This is a genomic window from Catenulispora sp. EB89 (genome assembly GCF_041261445.1).
In the GTDB taxonomy this organism is placed as follows: domain Bacteria; phylum Actinomycetota; class Actinomycetes; order Streptomycetales; family Catenulisporaceae; genus Catenulispora.
In genome coordinates, this window is sequence record NZ_JBGCCU010000005.1 from 493,413 (window position 1) to 514,054 (window position 20,642).

16 protein-coding genes are annotated in these 20,642 nt (G+C 69.3%); 15 read left to right on the top strand and 1 reads right to left on the bottom strand.

Annotation, left to right across the window (positions count from 1 at the left end; genetic code table 11):
* The first annotated feature begins 96 nt into the window (after positions 1–96).
* From ABH920_RS14400 to ABH920_RS14470, 15 genes are all read left to right on the top strand, one after another.
* Positions 97–939: a redox-sensing transcriptional repressor Rex gene (locus ABH920_RS14400; RefSeq protein ID WP_370349442.1), complete on the top strand. Its 843-nt coding sequence runs from the start codon at positions 97–99 to the stop codon at positions 937–939.
* The gene (locus ABH920_RS14405) at positions 936–2,258 is read left to right on the top strand and encodes a glutamyl-tRNA reductase (protein WP_370349443.1); all 1,323 of its coding nucleotides are present in this window, start codon (positions 936–938) and stop codon (positions 2,256–2,258) included. Before ABH920_RS14400 ends, ABH920_RS14405 begins: the two co-directional genes overlap by 4 nt.
* On the top strand, positions 2,255–3,208 hold the full coding sequence (hemC, locus tag ABH920_RS14410) for a hydroxymethylbilane synthase (protein WP_370349444.1): 954 nt from the start codon (positions 2,255–2,257) through the stop codon (positions 3,206–3,208). Before ABH920_RS14405 ends, hemC begins: the two co-directional genes overlap by 4 nt.
* Before the next feature lie 5 nt (positions 3,209–3,213).
* Entirely contained in the window at positions 3,214–4,992 is a 1,779-nt protein-coding gene (locus tag ABH920_RS14415; protein WP_370349513.1) for a uroporphyrinogen-III synthase, read from the top strand.
* Between the two features lie 55 nt (positions 4,993–5,047).
* Positions 5,048–5,506 (top strand): DUF5709 domain-containing protein, encoded by a 459-nt coding sequence (locus ABH920_RS14420; protein ID WP_370349445.1) that lies wholly within the window; start codon positions 5,048–5,050, stop codon positions 5,504–5,506.
* Between the two features lie 191 nt (positions 5,507–5,697).
* Positions 5,698–6,669 carry a porphobilinogen synthase gene (gene hemB, locus ABH920_RS14425; RefSeq protein ID WP_370349446.1) on the top strand — a complete coding sequence of 324 codons (972 nt, stop codon included), beginning with the start codon at positions 5,698–5,700 and terminating at the stop codon, positions 6,667–6,669.
* 508 nt (positions 6,670–7,177) lie between these two features.
* Positions 7,178–9,076, top strand: coding sequence for an ABC transporter substrate-binding protein (locus ABH920_RS14430; protein WP_370349447.1), 1,899 nt, complete (start codon positions 7,178–7,180; stop codon positions 9,074–9,076).
* Positions 9,077–9,119: 43 nt separating this feature from the next.
* Positions 9,120–10,067, top strand: a complete 948-nt coding sequence (locus ABH920_RS14435) for an ABC transporter permease (protein WP_370349448.1) — start codon at positions 9,120–9,122, stop codon at positions 10,065–10,067.
* Positions 10,067–11,002 (top strand): ABC transporter permease, encoded by a 936-nt coding sequence (locus ABH920_RS14440; protein WP_370349449.1) that lies wholly within the window; start codon positions 10,067–10,069, stop codon positions 11,000–11,002. The genes ABH920_RS14435 and ABH920_RS14440 overlap by 1 nt, the downstream gene beginning before the upstream one ends.
* Positions 11,003–11,009: 7 nt before the next feature.
* Positions 11,010–13,034, top strand: a complete 2,025-nt coding sequence (locus tag ABH920_RS14445) for a dipeptide ABC transporter ATP-binding protein (RefSeq protein WP_370349450.1) — start codon at positions 11,010–11,012, stop codon at positions 13,032–13,034.
* 325 nt (positions 13,035–13,359) lie between these two features.
* On the top strand, positions 13,360–14,343 hold the full coding sequence (locus ABH920_RS14450) for an ABC transporter permease (RefSeq protein ID WP_370349451.1): 984 nt from the start codon (positions 13,360–13,362) through the stop codon (positions 14,341–14,343).
* A gap of 58 nt (positions 14,344–14,401) precedes the next feature.
* Positions 14,402–15,328: an ABC transporter permease gene (locus tag ABH920_RS14455; protein WP_370349452.1), complete on the top strand. Its 927-nt coding sequence runs from the start codon at positions 14,402–14,404 to the stop codon at positions 15,326–15,328.
* On the top strand, positions 15,325–17,475 hold the full coding sequence (locus ABH920_RS14460; protein ID WP_370349453.1) for a dipeptide ABC transporter ATP-binding protein: 2,151 nt from the start codon (positions 15,325–15,327) through the stop codon (positions 17,473–17,475). Before ABH920_RS14455 ends, ABH920_RS14460 begins: the two co-directional genes overlap by 4 nt.
* Before the next feature lie 75 nt (positions 17,476–17,550).
* On the top strand, positions 17,551–19,278 hold the full coding sequence (locus ABH920_RS14465; RefSeq protein ID WP_370349454.1) for an ABC transporter family substrate-binding protein: 1,728 nt from the start codon (positions 17,551–17,553) through the stop codon (positions 19,276–19,278).
* Between the two features lie 244 nt (positions 19,279–19,522).
* On the top strand, positions 19,523–20,110 hold the full coding sequence (locus ABH920_RS14470) for a hypothetical protein (RefSeq protein ID WP_370349455.1): 588 nt from the start codon (positions 19,523–19,525) through the stop codon (positions 20,108–20,110).
* Between the two features lie 121 nt (positions 20,111–20,231).
* On the opposite strand, the gene ABH920_RS14475 is transcribed toward ABH920_RS14470, so the two are convergent.
* Positions 20,232–20,624, bottom strand: coding sequence for a hypothetical protein (locus ABH920_RS14475; protein ID WP_370349456.1), 393 nt, complete (start codon positions 20,622–20,624; stop codon positions 20,232–20,234).
* Positions 20,625–20,642: the final 18 nt, after the last annotated feature.

The window sequence follows — 20,642 nt, forward strand, 5'->3', positions numbered from 1 at the left end:
CGGGGCCCGAGGCTCGCGGTGGCGTGAGCTCCACCACGGGGAACACTGATCCACAGCACGACGGCAACGCCGAGCGCGAGCGCGATGAGGAGCAGCGTGGCCAGCACGAGCAACAACGCGTCGGGCGGCACCAATTCGGACTCCCGTTCCGGCAACGGAGCCTCGCTGCGCTCGCACCGGCAGGGCATCCCGGAGGCCACGGTCGCGCGCCTCCCGGTCTACCTGCGAGCCCTGATAAGCATGCAGGAGCGGGGGATCATCACGGTCTCCAGCGAGGAGCTCGCGGTCTCGGCGGGGGTCAACTCCGCCAAGCTCCGCAAGGACTTCTCCTACCTCGGCTCCTACGGCACCCGCGGCGTCGGGTACGAGGTGTCCTTCCTCGTCTACCAGATCTCCCGGGAGCTGGGCCTGACCCAGGACTGGGCCGTGGCCATCATCGGCATCGGCAACCTGGGCCACGCCCTGGCCAACTACGGGGGGTTCGCCTCCCGCGGCTTCCGGGTGGCGGCCCTGTTCGACGCGGACCCCGCCCTCACCGGCTCGGTGGTGGCCGGGGTGCGTGTCCGGCATACGGACGAACTGGAATCGGCGATCCGCGGCCTTGGAATCTCGATCTTCGTGATCTCCACCCCCGCCCCCGCCGCCCAGGCCGTCGCCGACCGTCTGGTCGCGGCCGGGATCACCTCGATCCTGAACTTCGCCCCGGTGGTCTTGAACGTGCCCGAGGGAGTGGACGTGCGCAAGGTGGACCTGTCCATCGAGCTGCAGATCCTCGCCTTCCATGAGCAGCGCAAGGGCGGGCACGCGCTGCCGCAGGCCGGCGAGGAGCCGGCGGCCACCGACGGCGGCGGGAAGACCGCCGGCGGACCGGCCGCGAGCGCCCCGCCCGACCGATCAGCGCTGGACCCTTCCTTGATCGACACCGGGATCCCCTCGTGAGCCTTCTAGCCGTAGGACTGTCCCACCGGTCCGCACCCCACGCGCTCCTGGAGCGCGCGGCCCTGAGCACCGAGCGCACCGGCAAACTCCTGGCCGACCTCGCCGCGTCCCCGAACGTGCACGAGGCCGCGGCCCTGGCCACCTGCAACCGCATCGAGGTCTACGCCGGCGTCGACAAGTTCCACGCCGCGGTGACCGAGATCACCGAGCTGCTCTGCTCGCACACCGGCGTCGAGCCCGGCGAGCTGACCCAGCACCTGTACGTGCACTACGACAACCGCGCGGTGCAGCACCTGTTCACCGTCGCCTGCGGCCTGGACTCGATGGTCGTCGGCGAGCCGCAGATCCTCGGCCAGATCCGCACCGCGCTGGCCACCGCCCAGGACCACGGCACCGCCGGGCGCGCGCTGAACGACGCGATGCAGCAGGCGCTGCGGGTCGGCAAGCGCGCGCACAGCGAGACCGGCCTGGACCGGGCCGGGCAGTCGGTGGTGTCGGTCGCGCTGGACGCCGCGTACCGGGCGCTCGGCGTGGACGGCCCGAACGGCCTGCGGGTGCTGATCGTCGGCGCCGGGTCGATGGCGGCGCTGGCCGCCGCGTCACTGAATCGCGCCGGGGTTCGTCATATGGTCGTGGCGAATCGGACCCAGGAGCGCGCGGACCATCTGGCCTCGCAGTACGGTGCCGCCGCGGTGCCGATGGCGGAGATCGTGCCCGCGCTCGGCGAGGCCGACCTGGTGGTCGCCTGCACCGGCGCGCCCGGGCACGTGATCACCGGCGAGATGCTGAACCGCGCCGCGCACAGCCACCCGGTGGCGCTGGTCGACCTGGCGCTGCCGCGCGACGTCGACCCGGCGGTGCGCGAGCTGGCCGGGGTGCACGTCGTGGACCTGGAGCGGGTCGCCGAGGACGGCAGCGCGCAGGCCGCGGGCGCCGCGCAGGAGATAGCCGCGGTCCGCGACCTGGTGCTCGGCGAGGTCGAGGCGTACGCCGCCGCGCAGCGCGCGGAAGCCGTCGCGCCGACCGTCGCGGCGCTGCGGGTGATGGCCGCCGACGTGGTCCGCGCCGAGCTGGAGCGGCTGCGCGGCAAGACCCCGGGACTGAGCGACAAGGACCGCGCCGAGGTCGAGCGGACCGTGCGGCGCGTGGTCGACAAACTTCTTCACGTGCCCACGGTGCGCGTGAAACAGCTCGCCGGCGCGCCCGGCGGGTCCTCCTACGCCGAGGCGCTGCGTGAGCTCTTCGGCCTCGATCCGGCCTCGGTGGAGGCCGTCAGCGCGGCGAACGCCGCGGGCACGACGAATGAGGTGTCAGCATGAGCGGGACTCCGGCGGACCAAGGATCGCCAGCGCCCGGTCCCGGCGGGGCGTTACGGCTGGGCACGCGCGCCAGCGCCCTGGCCCTGGCCCAGTCCGGGATGGTCGCCGAGGCGTTGACCGCGGCCACCGGGCGCCCCGTGGAACTCGTCCACGTGACCACGTACGGGGACACCTCGCGCGAGGCCCTGTCGGTGATCGGCGGCACTGGCGTGTTCGTCAACGCCCTGCGGGACGCGCTGTACGCCGGCGAGATCGACTTCGCGGTGCACTCGCTCAAGGACCTGCCGACCGCGGCGCCCGAGGGCCTGCACCTGGCGGCAGTGACCGAGCGCGCGGCGGTGAACGACGCGCTGGTGGCGCGGGACGGCCTGAAGCTGGCCGACCTGCCGGCCGGGGCGAAGATCGGGACCGGCGCGGCGCGCCGGATGGCGCTGCTGAAGATGATCCGGCCGGACCTGGAGGTCGTGCCGATCCGCGGCAACGTCGACACCCGCGTGAAGAACGTGAGTTCCGGCACCCTGGACGCGGTGGTCGTGGCGCTGGCCGGACTGCAGCGGCTGGGCCGCGCCGAGGAGGCGACCGAGGTCTTCGGACCCGACGTGATGCTGCCCTCGCCCGGGCAGGGCGCCTTGGCCGTGGAGTGCAAGGACGACGAGCTGGCGGGTGTGCTGGCGGTGCTGGACGCGCCGCTCACCCGGGCCGCCGTGGTCGCCGAGCGCACCATGCTGGCGGTGCTGGAGGCCGGCTGCTCGGCTCCGGTGGGCGGCCACGCCGTCGTCTCCGATGACAACGTTTTGTCGTTGACCGGCCTGGTTGCTACCGTCAGCGGGTCCCGCGGCCTGCGGCTTTCCCACAGCGGAGCGGTTTCCGAGCCGGAGGCCCTGGGACGGCGGGTGGCCGAGGCGCTGCTCGCCGAGGGCGCGGCCGAGCTGATGGAGGCCGGCGCGTGACGGAGATGGTGAAGGTCCTCGAAGTCCTGGAGGGCGCCGCGGGCGGCGTCCGAGGGGTTTCCGCGCAAGATGACAAGACGGACGGTGGGGGTGAGGCAGGCATGGTGACGACTACTCAGCGAGGTTCGGCCTCTGCGCTCGATACCTGTGCGACGACGGCGTTGCTGGCCTTCGTCGGCGCCGGCCCCGGTGACCCGGAGCTGCTGACCCTGCGCGCGGTGACGCTGTTGCAGGGCGCTGACGTGATCGCCGCCGAGGCCGGGCTGCTGGCGCGGCTGGCCACCCACCTGAACCCGGACGCCACGCTGGTGCCGGTGGTGGAGAGCGAGCGCGGCGAGCTGGGCGAGCTCGGGGACGCGACGGTGTCGCTGACCCCGGCCTCGCGGATGAAGAACCTGCTGGCCGAGGTCGCCGCCGGCCGCCGGGTGGTGCGCCTGACCTCCGGCGACCCGGGCCTGTCCGGCGTGGTGGCGGCCGAGGCCGCGCTGTGCGCCAAGGCCGGCGTGGTCTACGAGATCGTCCCCGGCGTCGCGGTCTCCACCGCGGTGCCGCTGTACGCCGGCATCCCGCTGGGCCGCTCCTCGGGCCAGGGCGGCATCCGGATCCGGTCGCTGGCCGACGTCGCGGACTCGGCCGGCAAGCCCGGCGCCGGACCGCTCGGCGCGCACGAGACCCTGGTGATGGTGGGCCCGGCGCACCTGCTGGAGGCGGCCGCGGCCGCCCTGCAGGCGACCGGCCTGGCCAAGGCGACCACCCCGGTCGCGGTCACCGCCGACGGCTCGATGACCACCCAGCGCACGGTGGGCTCCACCCTGGCCCGGGTCGCGATCGAGGCCTCGGCGCTGATCGCCGCGGGCGGCGAGGTGGTCGTGGTGGTCGGCGCGGCCGTGGCCGACCGGGCCGCGCTGTCCTGGTACGAGACCAAGCCGCTGTTCGGCTGGAAGGTCCTGGTGCCGCGGACCAAGGAGCAGGCCGAGGGCCTGTCCAACCGGCTGCGCACCTACGGCGCGGTCTCGCACGAGGTGCCGACCATCGCCGTGGAGCCGCCGCGCACCCCGCAGCAGATGGAGCGGGCCGTCAAGGGCCTGGTCACCGGCCGCTACGAGTGGGTCGCGTTCACGTCGCAGAACGCTGTGAAGGCGATCCGCGAGAAGTTCGAGGAGTACGGCCTGGACGCCCGGGCGTTCGCCGGGATAAAGGTCGCGGCGGTCGGCGAGCAGACGGCGCAGGCCCTGGTGGCCTTCGGCGTGCAGCCGGACCTGGTGCCCTCCGGCGATCAGTCGGCGGCCGGGCTGCTGGAGGACTTCCCGGCCTACGACCCGGTCTTCGACCCGATCGAGCGGGTCTTCCTGCCGCGCGCCGACATCGCCACCGACACCCTCATCGCCGGCCTGATCGAGCTGGGCTGGGAGGTGGACGACGTGACCGCCTACCGCACGGTGCGCGCCGCGCCGCCGCCGGCCGAGGTCCGGGAGGCGATCAAGGGCGGCGGCTTCGACGCGGTCCTGTTCACCTCCTCCTCCACGGTCCGCAACCTGGTCGGCATCGCCGGCAAGCCGCACGCGGCGACCGTGATCGCCTGCATCGGCCCGCAGACCGCGAAGACCGCCGAGGAGCACGGCCTGCGGGTGGACGTCATGGCGCCCTCGGCGTCGGTGACCGCGCTGGCCGACGCGCTGGCCGCGTTCGGCGAGACCCGCCGGGTCTCTGCGCTGACCGCCGGCGAGCCGCTGTACCGGCCCTCCGAGCGCAGGCCGGGCGGACGGCGGCGCTCCGCGCGCTGAGGCGCGCCGCGGCGATGAGTTGCGCCCATGGGGCGGAAGTGGTCAGGTAGTCGACATGAGCAGTGGCTTCGCGGACGACGTCTATTTGCCGCAGCCGGATCCGGACGCCCAGGATCCGCTGGAGCAGCTGGACGGCTCCGACACGTTGACCCCGGGCCCTGACGAACTGGACACCGGCTACTCCCCGCCGGAGCGGCCGCTGGCGCTGCGCGACCCGGAGACCCTGGACGAGCGCCTGGCCGAGGAGAACCCCGACGTCGAGGACCTCCCGGAGGACTGGGACGGCCTCGGCGACCACGCCGGCGGCGACGGCGAGCTGCTGGGCGACCAGGTCGGCGGCCGGCGCTCCGGCCGGCTGGTGGCGCCGGACGAGGGCTCGCACTCCGGCGGCAACGCCGATCTGTCGGCGCAGGACGTCGGCATCGACGGCGGTGCGGCCTCGGCCGAGGAGGCCGCGATGCACCTGGTCGACGACGAGGAGTTGGACGAGGAGTTCGACGACGCCGTCGACTGAGCCGTGCCGGTCCGCACACCGCGTTTCGGTGGTGGCGGATCCGGCGTAGCGGGGCGGGCTTCGCCGCCGGGAATCCGATCTTCCGCGGATCCGCCACGGATCTTCCGCCGCGTCGTGGTATCCGCCACACACCTCCTACAGAGCACGTAGGCACGTCTCGCTCGCGATCCGCCGCGAGTACCCTCAAATGTATGAGCTTCCCGCTGGACCGCCCGCGTCGCCTGCGCACCACCCCCGCCATGCGCCGCCTGGCCGCCGAGACCCGTCTGCACCCCGCCGACTTCATCCTCCCGGTGTTCGTCAAGGAGACGGTCAGCGAGCCGACGCCGATCGCGTCGATGCCCGGCGTCCTGCAGCACACCCTGGCCTCGGTGCGGAAAGCGGCGGCGGAGGCGGTCGCCGAGGGGCTCGGCGGCATCATGATCTACGCGATCCCCGCGGAGAAGGACGCGCGCGGCACGCTCGGCACCGATCCGCACGGGATCCTGCAGCGCGCGATCTCGGAGGTCCGCGACGAGGTCGGCGACAGCATCGTGACGATGTCGGACCTGTGCCTGGACGAATTCACCGATCACGGACATTGCGGCGTCCTCCGGGAAGACGGCACCGTCGACAATGACGCCACTTTGGAACGTTATGCGGAAATGGCGGTCCGGCAGGCGGAAGCCGGCGTCCACATGGTCGGCCCGAGCGGGATGATGGACGGTCAGATCGGCGTGGTCCGCCGCGCATTGGACGAATCGGGCTTCCAGGACACCGGGATACTCGCCTATTCCGCGAAATACGCCAGTGCCTTCTACGGCCCCTTCCGCGACGCCGTGGAGTCCAGCCTCAAGGGCGACCGCCGTACATATCAGCAGGATCCGGCCAATGCCCGCGAATCCCTGCGCGAAGTCCGCCTCGATATCGAGGAGGGCGCCGACATGGTCATGGTGAAGCCCGCGATGTCCTATCTCGACATCGTCCGCCAGGTCGCGGACGCGGTCGACGTCCCGGTGGCCGCCTACCAGGTCTCCGGCGAGTACTCGATGGTCGAGGCCGCGGCCGCCAACGGCTGGCTGGACCGGGAGCGGACCATCCTGGAGACCTTGACCTCCGTGCGCCGGGCCGGCGCCACGTCGGTCCTGACCTACTGGGCCGTGGAAGCAGCGCGAATGCTTTAGAGGTCGGAAAGAACCAGGACGCGGCGGCCCTCGGGACATCCCCTCCTGGCGAACCCCCTCATCCCTTGCCGGACCCTTGCCGGGCCCGAGTACGGGATGCGGGGGTTCGTCTGGTCTCGGGAGGGCGTTCCGCACGGTGGTAATACCTGGATATCGACGGCGTCCCGGACGCCACCGGTTTACCTGCGGCAACAGGTCGATGATCTTGGAAATCCAAGATCGACGGCAGTTGTGAGTCGATCTTGTTAAATTCCCCCGGCGGGCATACATACCAGGTCCGTAGGTCATTTGACATCGATTTTGTTGCCGATCCGTGATCGCTTTTCCCCCTATGTTGGGCCACTGTATGCAGGAGTGGTCGTGAGCCACCCTCGGCGCCACTGCCTGTCTTTCGCCGTGCTGTCGGCTGCGCTCACAACCGCGACCGGCCCGGATCCACACACCGAGCCGGCTCCGTCGAAGGGGAGGGCTCTTGATGGCCGTCAGAAATACCCGAAAAGTCGTGGCGATGGCAGGTGTCATCGCCGTGCTCGCGTCCGCCGCCGCTTGCGGAAGCTCGAAGAAGAGCTCCAGCAACAACAGTGCGACGAACCCGGTCACCACGGCGACCAGCTCCAGCGCGCCGATCAAGCCCGGCGGCACCGCGCACGTCGCGGAGTGGCCCCCCGGGTCGAGCCCGAACGCGATCTGGCCGTTCATGACCAGCAACCAGCTGAGCACCCAGAACGCGGGCCAGTTCCAGTACTTCTTCTACCGCCCGCTGTACTTCGTCGGCCTGAACGACAAGCTGGCCGTGAACTACGACATGGGCCCGGCCTCGCAGCCGACCTGGAGCTCGGACGGCCTGACCATCACGGTCCCGCTGAAGTCCACCTGGGGCTGGAGCAACGGCGAGAAGGTCACCGGCCAGGACGTGCAGTTCTGGCTGAACATGCTGAAGGCCGAGGAGAAGCAGTCGGGCTACTACAGCCCGCCGAACCAGGCCGCCGGGGTCAACTACCTGCCGGACAACATCAAGTCCACGTCGGTCACCGACTCCAGCATCAGCATCACGTTCGACCAGCAGTACAACCAGAACTACATCGTCGGCAACGCCCTGCAGACGGTCACACCGATGCCGCTGGCCTGGGACGTCACCGACGCCAAGGGCACCAAGGGCAAGTGCTCGACGGACACCCTGACCTCGCCGACGCTGCAGGCCGACTGTGACGCGGTCTTCAAGTACCTGAACGCGGCCGGCCAGGACGTCAAGAGCTTCGCGTCCAACCCGCTGTGGAAGATCGTCGACGGCCCGTGGGTGCTGAACTCGTTCAACGCCACCTCCGGTGCGTTCACCATCGTGCCGAACACCAAGTTCACCGGTGAGCACAAGCCTTACCTGAACGAGGTCGACTTCGACTCCTTCCAGAGCCCGGACGCGGAGTGGACGGTCCTGAAGGCCGGCTCCACCAACCCGAACGCGCTGCAGATCGGTGTCTTCCCGAACGCGGACACCCCGCAGTACAACGGGAACGACCTGCAGGCGGGCAACCCGCTGGCCTCGGTCGGGTACAACGTCGAGAAGGGCGCGCTGCTCGACTCGATCGGCTACTACCAGGTCAACTTCGGTTCCAAGGCCCACGGGAGCCTGTTCAAGCAGCCGTACTTCACCAAGGCGCTGCAGGACGAGATGGACCAGCAGGGCGCCATCGACGGTCCGTACAAGGGCTGGGGCTACCAGACCACCGGCGCGGTGCCGGAGTTCCCGGAGGGCAACACCCTGTCCCCGGCCGCCAAGGCCGCCGCGGCCAAGTACGACCCGGCCGAGGCCAAGACGGTCATGACCGCGCACGGCTGGGACCTGTCGACCACCCCGGCGACCTGCAAGAGCCCGGGTACCGGTGACACCCAGTGCGGTGCGGGCATCAACGCCGGCGACAAGGCCCAGTTCACGCTGGAGTACCCGTCCTCGCACCCGGCGATGGACACCATGCTGGCCGCCTACAAGCAGGCCGCGGCCGGTGCCGGTATCGCCGTCAACCTGGTGACCAAGACCCAGAACACCCTGGGCAGCGAGCTGACCGCGTGCTCCACGAGCTCGCCGGCCGGCTGCCAGTGGGACGCGATCCTGTACGGCGGCTGGGTGTTCTCGCTGCAGCCGACCACCGACTCGCTCCTGACCACCGGCGCGGGCTCGAACATCTTCTCCTTCTCGGACCCGAAGTTCGACGCCGCGGTGGCCAAGACGATCAAGAGCAGCGACCCGCAGGCCTGGTACGACTACGAGTCCTACGCTTCGTCCATCTCCCTGCCGCTGATCTGGATGATGAACCAGATCTGGCCGTGGGCCGTGGCGAAGAACTTCCACGACTCCGGTCAGGACGCCTTCCAGGGCTTCGAGCCTGAGTTCTGGTACTACACCCAGTGATCAAGTGCACTGACGTCACCGCGACCCCCGGCGGGGGGTCGCGGTGACCACTTACCTCATCCGCCGCTTCTTCCAGTCCATCGTCACGCTGTTCATCGTCTCGATCGCCACGTTCGGCATGATGCACCTGATGCCCAACGGCGTGGCACGGGCGATGCTCGGGCAGAAGTACAACCCGGTGAGCCTGGCCGCGCTGAACCACAAGCTCGGGCTGGACAAGCCGTTGTACGTCCAGTACTGGCACTGGCTGGACCGCCTGGTGCTGCACTTCGACCTCGGCTTCAGCTACCAGCGCAACCAGAGCGTCAACGACCTGTTGAAGGAGACGCTGGGGCAGTCGATCTACATCGTGGGCCTGGCGCTGTTCTTCACCATCGTCCTGTCGGTCCCGCTGGGCGTGGTGCAGGCCACCCGCCGCAACACGGTCACCGACTACACCATCACCACGTTCTCCTTCATCGGCTACGCGGTGCCGGTGTTCTTCCTCGGCGTCGTGCTGCGTGACGTGTTCCAGGTGCAGTTCCACCTGATCCCGATCGCGAACCAGATCACCTCCTTCCACTCGGCGTTCACGCAGCCGGCGCAGATGATCCTGCCGGTGGGCACGCTGGTGGTCAGCGGGGTGGCCGGATACAGCCGGTACATGCGCTCCTCGATGCTCGACGAGATCACCCAGGACTACGTGCGGACCGCGATCGCCAAGGGCGCGACCAAGCGCCGCGTGCTCTACGGGCACGTGCTGCGCAACGCGATGATCCCGATGGTGACCCTGATCGGCCTGTCGCTGCCCGCCCTGGTGGGCGGCGCGCTGCTGGTGGAGCAGATCTTCAACATCGGCGGCATCGGGGTGCTGACCATCAACGCCGCGCTGCAGAACGACTTCGTGATCGTTCTGGGGACCACGATGCTCACCGCGATCGTGACGGTCGCCGGGTCGCTGATCGCCGACATCTCCTACGCAGCCCTGGACCCACGAGTAAGGCTCACCTGATGGACGAGATCATCGCCGAATCCCCGGAAGTGGGGGACAACGTCCCGTCAGCGGAGCAGATGCTGGGCCTGGAGCCGACCGAGAAGCCGCGCTCGATGTTCCGCCGCGGCCTGGAGGTCTTCCTGGAGAACCGGCTGGCCGTGGTCGCCTTCGGCGTGCTGGTGTTCTACGTCCTGCTGTGCTTCCTGGGGCCGCTGGTCTACCACGGCAACACCTCGCACGTGCAGATGGACGAGATCACCCTGGCGCCGGGCCCCAGCCACCCGCTGGGCACCGACCAGAACGGCGTGGACGAGCTGGGCAAGCTGATGAAGGCCGGCCAGATCTCGCTGGAGATCGGTATCACCTCCGGCATCCTCGCCTCGGTGATCGGCATGCTCTACGGCGCCATCGCCGGCTACGTCGGCGGCTGGGTCGACGCGGTGATGATGCGCACGATCGACGCGCTGCTGTCGATCCCGCTCATCTTCGCGCTGATCTACCTGGCCGCCACGCTGGGCCGCACCAAGACGGTGTTCATCATGGTGATCGCGCTCACCAGCTGGTTCAGCCTGACCCGCCTGACCCGCGGCGACACCCTGACGATCAAGGTGCGCGACTACGTGGCCGCGTGCCGGATGATGGGCGGGCGCAGCCCGCGGATCATCTTCCGGCACATCCTGCCGAACACCATCGGCACCACGATCGTGAACACCTCGCTGTCGATCGCCAACTCGGTCTTCGCGCTGTCCGTGCTCAGCTACATCGGTCTGGGCCTGCAGGCGCCGAACGACGACTGGGGCGGGATGTTCGCGAACGGATCCAGCTACCTGGACCAGAACTACTGGTGGATGATCTATCCGCCGGGCGTGTCCATCGTGCTGATCATCATCTCCTGCAACTTCATCGGAGACGCGCTGCGCGACGCCTTCGAGACCCGGCTCCAGAAGCGGTGAGACGGCCATGGCACTACTAGAGGTCCAGAACCTCCATACCCAGATCAAGCTGAAGCGTTCGACGGTCCAGGCCGTCGACGGCGTCAGCTTCACGGTCGAGGCCGGCGAGACCATCGGCATCGTCGGCGAGTCCGGCTCGGGCAAGACCATGACCGCGATGTCGATCATGCGGCTGCTGCCCAACGGCGGCTCCAGCCCGGACGGCAGCATCTTCCTGGACGGCCGGGACCTGCTGCAGCTGGACGAGGACCAGATGGCCAAGGTCCGCGGCAACGACGTCGGGATGATCTTCCAGGATCCGATGACCTCGCTGAACCCGACGATGACCATCGGCAAGCAGATCGCCGAGTCGGTCCGGATCCACCGCGGTGCCAGCAAGGCCGAGGGCCACGAGCGCGCCGTCGAGGTGCTCTCCCTGGTCGGCATGCCCAGTCCGCAGCAGCGCGCCCGGGACTACCCGCACCAGCTCTCCGGCGGCATGCGCCAGCGCGCGATGATCGCGATGGCGCTGGCCAACGAGCCCAAGCTGCTGATCGCCGACGAGCCGACCACCGCGCTCGACGTGACCGTGCAGAAGCAGATCCTGGAGCTGATCGACAGCCTGCGCGAGCGCCTGGGCATGGCGGTCATCCTGGTGACGCACGACCTCGGCGTGATCGCCGGCCGCGCGGACCGGGTGAACGTGATGTACGCCGGCCGGATCGTGGAGAACACGACCACCGAGCGGCTGTACGCCAACCCGCGGCATCCGTACACCGAGGCGCTGTTCGACTCGCTGCCCGAGCGCGGCGCGGACAGCGGCACCCGGCTGTACTCGATCCCGGGCATGCCGCCGGACCTGACCAGGCCGCCGGCCGCCTGCCGCTTCGCGGCGCGCTGCCGGTACGCGCAGGACGACTGCCGCGCGCAGGACCCGCCGTCCCGCATCGACGAGGTGGGCCACGAGTTCGCGTGCTTCCACCCGGTGGGCACCGCCGAGCGCTCCAGCCAGGAGGTGGTGGTCACCCTCTCGGAGGCCACCACGGGTGAGGAACTGCCCACGCCCGAGTTGGGCGAGGTGCTGCTGGAAGTCACTGACCTGGTCAAGGACTACCCGATCACCAAGGGCTTCCTGCGCCGGCAGATCGGCTCGGTCAGCGCGGTGGCCGGGGTGTCGTTCAGCATCCGCAAGGGCGAGACCGTGGGCCTGGTCGGCGAGTCCGGCTGCGGCAAGACCACGGTGGCCAAGCTGATCGTGGGGCTGGAGGACACCACCGCCGGGGCCATGCACCTGGAGGGGGCGGACCTGGCGGCGATGAAGTCCGGCGAGCGGCGCAAGAAGAGCCGCGACGTCCAGATGATGTTCCAGGACAGCTACGCCGCCATGGACCCGCGCATGCGGGTGCGCACCGTAGTCCGCGAGCCGCTGGACATCCAGAAGGTCGGCGACAAGGCGGCCCGCGACGCGCGGATCGCCGAGCTCTTCGAGCAGGTCGGTCTGCCGGTCTCGGCGCTGGAGCGGTACCCGCACGAGTTCTCCGGCGGCCAGCGCCAGCGCGTCGGCTTCGCCCGGGCCCTGGCGCCGGCGCCGAAGCTGATCGTGGCCGACGAGCCGGTCTCGGCGCTGGACGTGTCGATCCAGTCGCAGGTCCTGAACCTGATGAAGGACGTGCAGGCCGAGCACGGGCTGTCGTACCTGTTCATCTCGCACGACCTGTCGGTGGTTCGCTACGTGTCCGACCGCATCGGCGTGATGTACCTGGGCAAGCTGGTGGAGCTCGGCCCGGCCGAGTCGGTGTACTCCCGGCCCATCCACCACTACACCAGGGGTCTGCTGGACACCATCCCGGTGGCCGACCCGGAGGTGGAGAAGGCGAAGGCCAGCAGCGGCATCGTCGGCGAGCTGCCCAGTGCCATCAACCCGCCCTCGGGCTGCCGGTTCCGCACCCGCTGCCCGGCCGCGCAGGAGATCTGCGGGCAGGTCGAGCCGCCGCTGGTGCCCTACGGCACCGAGGGGCATCAGGCCGCGTGCCACTTCCCGCTCTGGGAGTAGCGCGCGTCACACCGCCGAGGTAAGGACTCCACGGCTTGGAGGGGCTGACGCCCGCTCAAATTGTGGACACAATCGAAGATCGCTACGGTGGAGACATCGGGTACGCGTGAGCATCCGCGTACCCGGTGTCTCTTTTTACCCTTATGCGTGTACTGCCTGTTATGGGCTCTTCACGACATGTATCAGGGTTTATAACTAGAGATCACTTCGTATCCCTTTCGTGATCGATTTCCCGGGGAACATCCGAGAACCTGTTAACCGACGGGCTCGACATCATCTACGCCCGCTTCACCGGGTTGTGGGTTTCGAGCACGGAGGGTCAGGCATGGGTGCCTTCATAGTTCGCAGGCTTCTGAACTATGTGGTCTTGGTGTTCGTCGCCACGTCCCTGGCGTACCTGGGGGCCTCGACGGCCTTCCACCCCAAGGACATGTACCTGCAGAAGAACCCGCCGACCAAGCCGGTCGTGATGTACCAGGAGCTGAACGAGCGCAACGAGAACCCGGAGAAGCCGGTGTTCGAGCGCTACGCGCACTGGGTCGACGGCGTCGCGCACGGCGACTTCGGCAAGACCTGGCAGCTGGACTCGGTCAACAAGCACTTCTCGATCAGCGTGTGGGTCACCGTGCGCCTGGTCTCCGTCGCGGCCGTGCTCTCCGCGATCCTGGGCATCCTGATCGGGTCCTTCCAGGCGGTCAGACAGTACAAGTTCAGTGACCACGCGATCACCTTCGGGTCCTACATCGTCTTCGCGATGCCGGTCTTCGTGCTGGCGCCGCTGCTGAAGCTGATCGCGGTCCAGGTGAACAAGGCGGTCGGCGGCGACACCCCGTTCCTGCAGTACCAGGGCGAGATCGACCCGAACGCCACGGGCTTCTTCGGCCAGCTGTTCAGCCGCGCCGACCACCTGCTGCTGCCGACCATCTCGCTGACCCTGGGGCTGATCGCCTTCTACAGCCGCTACCAGCGCGGCCAGATGCTCGACGTCCTGGGCTCGGACTTCCTGCGCACCGCGCGGGCCAAGGGCCTGACCAAGGGCCGGGCCATCCTCAAGCACGGCGTGCGCACCGCGGTGATCCCGGTCATGACGCTGGTGACCTACTCCACGATCCTCACGTTCGCCGGCGCGATCATCACCGAGCGCGTCTTCGGCTGGAACGGCCTGGGCTCCTGGTTCACCGACGCCACCAACCACTCGGACGTGAACTCGGTGGCCGTGATCACCCTGTTCTCCGCGGTGCTGGTGCTCATCGCCGGGATGCTCTCGGACGTCATCACCGCCCTGCTCGACCCGCGGGTCCGGCTGTGACCGCCGTCCTGATCCCCGCCGCTCCGTACGACCGCACCAGCCACCGAAGGGCTCTGTGATGACCGCTCCGACCCCCGCCGGTACCGCCGTCGAGACCGTCGAGCTCCAGTCCGCGCCCCGCGAGGGCTCCGGGCGCGCCGCCCTGGTCTGGCGCCGGTTCCGCCGCAACAAGATGGCCATGGTGGGACTGGTCGGCCTGGTGCTGCTGTTCGCCTTCGCCTTCCTGGGCCCGCTGCTGACGCACTGGTCGCCGGCCGACATCGACCTGATCAACACCCAGTCCGGCCCGACCGGGGACCACTTCTTCGGCACCGACGACGTCGGCCACGACATGTTCGCGCAGACCGTCAACGGGATGCAGAAGTCGCTGATCATCGGTCTGCTGGTGGCCCTGCTGTCCACCGGGTCCGCCGGGCTGCTGGGGACCGCGGCGGCCTACTTCGGCGGCTGGTGGGAGAAGGTCATCGTCTGGCTGACGGACCTGTTCCTGGTCGTGCCCTCGCTGCTGATGCTGATCATCCTGTCCCCGTACTTCCAGGGCGCGAACTGGCTGGTGCTGGTGCCGATGATCGCGCTGTTCAGCTGGATGATCACCTCGCGGGTGGTGCGCGGCATGACGCTGACCATCCGGGAGCGCGAGTTCGTGCGGGCCGCCCGGTACATGGGCGTGCCGGCCTGGACCATCATCCGCCGGCACATCATCCCCAACATCTCCTCGATCCTGATCGTCGACTTCACGCTGAACGTGGGCGCGGCGATCGTCACCGAGTCGTTCCTGTCCTTCCTGGGCTTCGGCATCCGCTCCCCGAACGTCTCGCTCGGCACCGTGATCAACGACGGGGCGCAGTTCGCCTCCACCGACCAGTGGTACCTGTTCGTGTTCCCGGCCTCGGTCCTGGTGCTGATCATCCTGTGCGTCAACTTCATCGGGGACGGCCTGCGCGACGCCCTCGACCCCAACTCGACGGGAGCCTCGGCCCGATGAGCCAGAACCTGCTGCTGCCCCACTCCGCCGGGCGTCCCGGCGAGCGTCGTCCGACACAGACCGGCAGTCCGCTGCTGTCCGTGCAGGACCTGAACGTCACCTTCGCCTCCGAGGCCGGCGACGTGCGCGCGGTGCGCGGTGTGAGCTACGACCTGCATCCCGGCGAGGTGCTGGGCATCGTCGGCGAGTCCGGCTCCGGCAAGTCGGTGTCCTCGATGGCGATCCTCGGCCTGCTGCCGGACAACGCCCGGGTCACCGGCTCGGTCAAGCTGGACGGCCGGGAGCTGCTGGGCCTGAGCGACAAGCAGATGTCGAAGATCCGCGGCAAGGACATCGCGATGGTCTTCCAGGACCCGCTGTCCGCGCTGACCCCGGTGTTCACCGTCGGCGACCAGATCGTCGAGGCGCTGACCGTGCACCAGAAGCTGTCCCGCGACGCCGCGCGCAAGCGGGCGCTGGAGCTGCTGGACGTGGTCGGCATCCCGGACCCGGACCGGCGGTTCAAGAACTTCCCGCACGAGTTCTCCGGCGGCATGCGCCAGCGCGTCATGATCGCCATGGCGATCGCCAACGACCCCAAGGTCATCCTCTGCGACGAGCCGACGACCGCGCTCGACGTGACCATCCAGGCGCAGATCCTGGAGGCGCTGAAGAACGCGCAGGAGCTGACCGGCGCGGCGATCCTGATGATCACCCACGACCTCGGCGTGGTCGCCGGCTTCGCCGACAAGGTGGCCGTGATGTACGCCGGCCGCCCGGTCGAGCAGGGCCCGGTCGACGAGATCTACTACAGCCCGCGCATGCCGTACACGATCGGATTGCTGGGCTCGATCCCGCGCCTGGACGCCACGGCAGAGCACGGGGCGCACGGCCGCCGCCCGCTGACCCCGATCGAGGGCAACCCGCCGTCGATGGTGGGCCTGCCGGACGCCTGCCCGTTCGCCGACCGCTGCCCGATCGCGACCGAGATCTGCCGGGACTCCGAGCCCGAACTGCTCTCGGCCGGCGGGAACGCGCACCTGTCGGCCTGCCACCGCCGGGCCGACCTGCAGAGCGGGACCATCCCGATCGACGAGGTCTACCCGGTCCCGGACATCCCGGAGACGGACCTGGACACGGTGCCGCGCGAACAGCGCGCGCCGGTGCTGGCGGTCAAGGGCCTGCAGAAGCACTTCCCGCTGATGCGCGGCGCGGTGTTCAAGCGCCGGGTCGGCACGGTCAAGGCCGTGGACGGCATCGACTTCGAGATCCGCGAGGGCGAGACCCTGGGCCTGGTCGGCGAGTCCGGCTGCGGTAAGACGACGACGCTGCTGGAGATCCTGGAGCTGGTGGCCCCGCAGGCCGGCTCGATCGCGGTGTTCGGCCGCGAGGCCGCGAACCTGTCCGGCCGCGAGCGCATGGAGATGCGCAAGGACATCCAGATCGTGTTCCAGGACCCGATGGCGTCGCTGGATCCGCGGATGCCGATCGGGGAAGCCGTCGCGGAGCCGCTGCGCACCCACGGCTGGTCCGCGGAGAAGGCCGCGGCGCGGGTGGCGGAGCTGCTGAAGCTGGTCGGCCTGGAGCCGTACCACGCCGCGCGCTTCCCCCGGGAGTTCTCCGGCGGCCAGCGGCAGCGCATCTGCGTGGCCCGGGCGCTGGCGCTGAACCCGAAGGTCGTCATCCTGGACGAGCCGGTCTCGGCCCTGGACGTCTCCATCCAGGCCGGCGTCATCAACCTGCTGGACGAGCTGCGGGCCAAGCTGGGCCTGAGCTACCTGTTCGTGGCGCACGACCTGTCGGTGGTCCGGCACATCGCCGACCGGGTGGCCGTGATGTACCTGGGGCGCATCGTCGAGATCGGCGACGTGGCCTCGGTGTTCCACGCGCCTTCGCACCCGTACACCCAGGCCCTGCTCTCGGCGATCCCGCTGCCGGACCCGCGCAAGGAGCGCGAGCGCGAGCGGATCCTGCTGCCCGGCGACCTGCCGTCGCCGGCCAACGTGCCCTCCGGCTGCCGGTTCCGCGACCGCTGCTTCAAGTACGCGTCGCTGAACGCCGCCGAGCAGGCGAAGTGCCGCGACGAGGACCCGGTCATCGTCCCGCGACCGGGCCGCGAGGACCACGCGGCCGCGTGCCACTACGCCGACGCGCTGCAGGTGGTCTGACCCAGCACGCACCTTCCACAGCTGTGCCTTGCCGGCGCCGCTCGCACCACCCATCCACACACGGGAGAGAAGATCATGTCTCGCATCACCAAGAAGTCGCCGGCGATCCTGGCGGTCCTGGCGACGGCCGCGCTCGCGGCGTCGGCCTGCTCCTCCAGCAAGAGCTCGTCCTCGGGCGGCTCCGCCGCCGGCGGCAAGTCGATCCCGGTCGCGACGGCCAACGACATCAACGCCAAGGACGCCTCGACGCTCAAGGCCGGCACGCTGACCCTGGCGATCGACCAGTACTCGTCGCAGTGGAACGGCATGACCAACAACGGCAACGAGAAGGACACCCAGATGGTGCTGTCCTCGATGATGCCCCAGCTGTTCCACTTCGACGCCACCGGCAAGGCCACCCCGGACCCGGACTACCTGGTCTCCGCCGACGAGAGCACCGTCAACGGCAAGCAGACGGTCACCTACAAGCTGAACCCGAAGGGGAAGTGGTCGGACGGCACCCCGATCACCTACAAGGACTTCGTCGCCACCTGGAAGGGCATGGAGGGCTCGGCGCAGGGCTTCGACGTCGCCAGCTCCACCGGCTACGACCAGATGCAGTCCGTCGTGCGCGGCGCCGACGACTTCACCGTCGTGGTGACCTACAAGACGCCGTTCTCGGACTGGAAGAGCATGTTCGACCAGTTCGACGGCGCCAGCCTGTACCCGGCCTCGAAGATCTCCACGCCCGACGGCTGGAACAAGGCCTACCTGAACGCGATCCCGGTGACCGCCGGTCCCTTCAAGCTCCAGAGCATGGACGCCACCAACAAGACCGTCACCGTGGTCGCGGACCCGAACTGGTGGGGCGCCAAGCCGGTCGTGGACAAGATCGTGTTCCGCGCGATCGAGGACACCTCGGCGCAGGCCGACGCCTACAACAACCACGAGATCGACGCCTTCGAGGTCGGCCCGCAGTCGGCGCTGTACGCGAAGATCAAGGACACCACCGACAGCACCGTGCACTACGCCGGCGGTCCGGACTGGCGCCACATCTCGATGAACACCCAGGCCCCGGCGCTCAAGGACGACGTCGTCCGCAAGGCCGTCTACCAGGCCCTGGACCGCCAGCAGATCGCGAACGTGGACCTGAAGAACCTGGGCACCTGGAAGCCCACGGTCCTGAACAACCGCTTCTTCGTGAACAACCAGACCGGCTACCAGGACAACAGCGCCGACGTCGCGTACAACCCGACCGCCGCCAACGCCGCCCTGGACGCGGCCGGCTGGGTCAAGGGCAGCGACGGCATCCGCGCCAAGGGCGGCGTGAAGCTGGACCTGAAGTGGATCGAGCCGCAGGGTGTGAAGACCACCTCCAACGAGGCCCAGATGGTCAAGGCCGACCTGGCCAAGATCGGCGTCGGCCTGGAGGAGACCCCGGTCAACAGCGACGACTTCTTCGACAAGTACATCAACACCGGCAACTTCGACATCACGGCCTTCGCCTACACCGGCAACCCGTTCCCGATCAGCAGCGGTGCCCCGCAGATCCAGTCGGTGACGGACCCGAAGAACATCCACAACAACCCCCGCCTGGACAACAACCCGGCGATCGACCAGGCCCTGAACAAGGCCCTGCAGGACACCGACCCGACCCAGGCCATCGCGGACGCGAACGCCGCGGACAAGCTCGCCACCGACCAGGCCAGCCTGATCCCGCTGTACCAGCGCCCGCAGATCTGGGCCACCAAGTCGACCCTGGCCAACTTCGGCGCCTTCGGCTTCCAGGACTTTGACTGGACGAAGATCGGCTTCACCAGCTGAGCTGACAGCTCGGACTGACGGCACACGCTGACAGCCAGGACCGACAGCACAGACCGACGGCTCAGGGTCGGCAACCGCAGGGCCCCGCTTGGACAGCGGGGCCCTGCAGTCTGTTCGGCTGTCCGGCGGTCCCGGTCCACCCTCCCGGCCGCCCGCTCAACCCCGGGGTGGAGGCCGAAGCTCCACCCGCGACCCACCTCCGGGTGGAAGAAACAGCAGGTCCAGGACGCGCATAGTCATAGCCATGACGACAACCGACTGGATCATCGACATCGCCCTCGTCCTGATCGTCTTCCGCCAGCTGCGCGAGGAGCGGATCTCCAAGGCCACGTTCATCGTGCCGCTCGCCATGATCACCTGGGCGGCGAGCCAGTACCTGCACGCCATACCGACCGCCGGGAACGATCTCGCGCTCATCGCGCTGTTCACCGGGGTGGGCGCGGTCTTCGGACTGTTCGGCGGCCTGCTGACCCGGGTGCGGACCTTCCAGGGCCACGCACGCATCAAGGCGACGGCCGGCGCGGCGGCCCTGTGGGTGCTCAGCATGGGCTTCCGCCTGGCCTTCGCGGTCTGGTCCACGCACGCCTCCGGCGAGAGGCACCTGGCCAGCTTCTCCGTCACGCACCACATCACCAGCGGCCAGGCCTGGGTCGACGCGCTGATCCTGATGGCGCTCGCGGAGGTCGTGGTCCGGCTGAGCACCATCGCCGTTCGCGCCTGGAAGCTGTCCTCGCGCCCTGTTCAGAGCCAGAACCAGAACCAGAGCCAGACCTGGAACCCGGACCTGGAGCGGGACCGCGACTTCGCGATGGAGATGGTGGGCCGCGTGTGAGGGGAGCGGCCCACCGAGAACTCCGGCAGCAAGGCCCGGCACCGCGGTGCCGGGCCTCGGCGCGTTCGGGCACGTTCGAGTGCGTTCGGGCGCGACGAGCCCGCGACTCAGGTCGAGCGGCTCAGTCCCCGCTCTCCAAAGCCAGAATCGCATCGGTGAGCCGGGCGATCTCGCCGGCCAGCAACTCCGTCTGCTGCCGCTGCTGGTGCGCGATGCGGGCCAGCCAGGACCCGAAGAACAGGAACCCGCCGAGCGTGGTCAGCGCCAGCCCGCCGATCCCGCCGGACACCAGGTAGGACACCTGCTCGAACGTGTACGGCGTGTGCGCCGCCCCGTACCAGCCCAGGCCGATCGCCAGCAGCCCGAGGGGCATCAGCAGGCTCCCGGCCAGCGACAGCCCTTGCTGCATCAGACGTTCGGACTCCGTCGTCCGGGTCTTCGGCCGTGCCGCGACGGCGCCGGTGCGCAGCTGGCCGTTCACCGCGCGCCCCGCCCAGGTCTTCGCAGTGCTCATCGATCGCCCTCCAGAGCG

Excerpts from the sequence above, each read along its gene's own strand:
- hemC (WP_370349444.1), top strand. The coding sequence starts at position 2,255 with ATGAGCGGGACTCCGGCGGACCAAGGATCGCCAGCGCCCGGTCCCGGC.
- ABH920_RS14415 (WP_370349513.1), top strand. The coding sequence starts at position 3,214 with ATGGTGAAGGTCCTCGAAGTCCTGGAGGGCGCCGCGGGCGGCGTCCGA.
- ABH920_RS14420 (WP_370349445.1), top strand. The coding sequence starts at position 5,048 with ATGAGCAGTGGCTTCGCGGACGACGTCTATTTGCCGCAGCCGGATCCG.
- hemB (WP_370349446.1), top strand. The coding sequence starts at position 5,698 with ATGAGCTTCCCGCTGGACCGCCCGCGTCGCCTGCGCACCACCCCCGCC.
- ABH920_RS14430 (WP_370349447.1), top strand. The coding sequence starts at position 7,178 with ATGGCAGGTGTCATCGCCGTGCTCGCGTCCGCCGCCGCTTGCGGAAGC.
- ABH920_RS14440 (WP_370349449.1), top strand. The coding sequence starts at position 10,067 with ATGGACGAGATCATCGCCGAATCCCCGGAAGTGGGGGACAACGTCCCG.
- ABH920_RS14445 (WP_370349450.1), top strand. The coding sequence starts at position 11,010 with ATGGCACTACTAGAGGTCCAGAACCTCCATACCCAGATCAAGCTGAAG.
- ABH920_RS14450 (WP_370349451.1), top strand. The coding sequence starts at position 13,360 with ATGGGTGCCTTCATAGTTCGCAGGCTTCTGAACTATGTGGTCTTGGTG.
- ABH920_RS14455 (WP_370349452.1), top strand. The coding sequence starts at position 14,402 with ATGACCGCTCCGACCCCCGCCGGTACCGCCGTCGAGACCGTCGAGCTC.
- ABH920_RS14460 (WP_370349453.1), top strand. The coding sequence starts at position 15,325 with ATGAGCCAGAACCTGCTGCTGCCCCACTCCGCCGGGCGTCCCGGCGAG.
- ABH920_RS14465 (WP_370349454.1), top strand. The coding sequence starts at position 17,551 with ATGTCTCGCATCACCAAGAAGTCGCCGGCGATCCTGGCGGTCCTGGCG.
- ABH920_RS14470 (WP_370349455.1), top strand. The coding sequence starts at position 19,523 with ATGACGACAACCGACTGGATCATCGACATCGCCCTCGTCCTGATCGTC.
- ABH920_RS14475 (WP_370349456.1), bottom strand. The coding sequence starts at position 20,624 with ATGAGCACTGCGAAGACCTGGGCGGGGCGCGCGGTGAACGGCCAGCTG.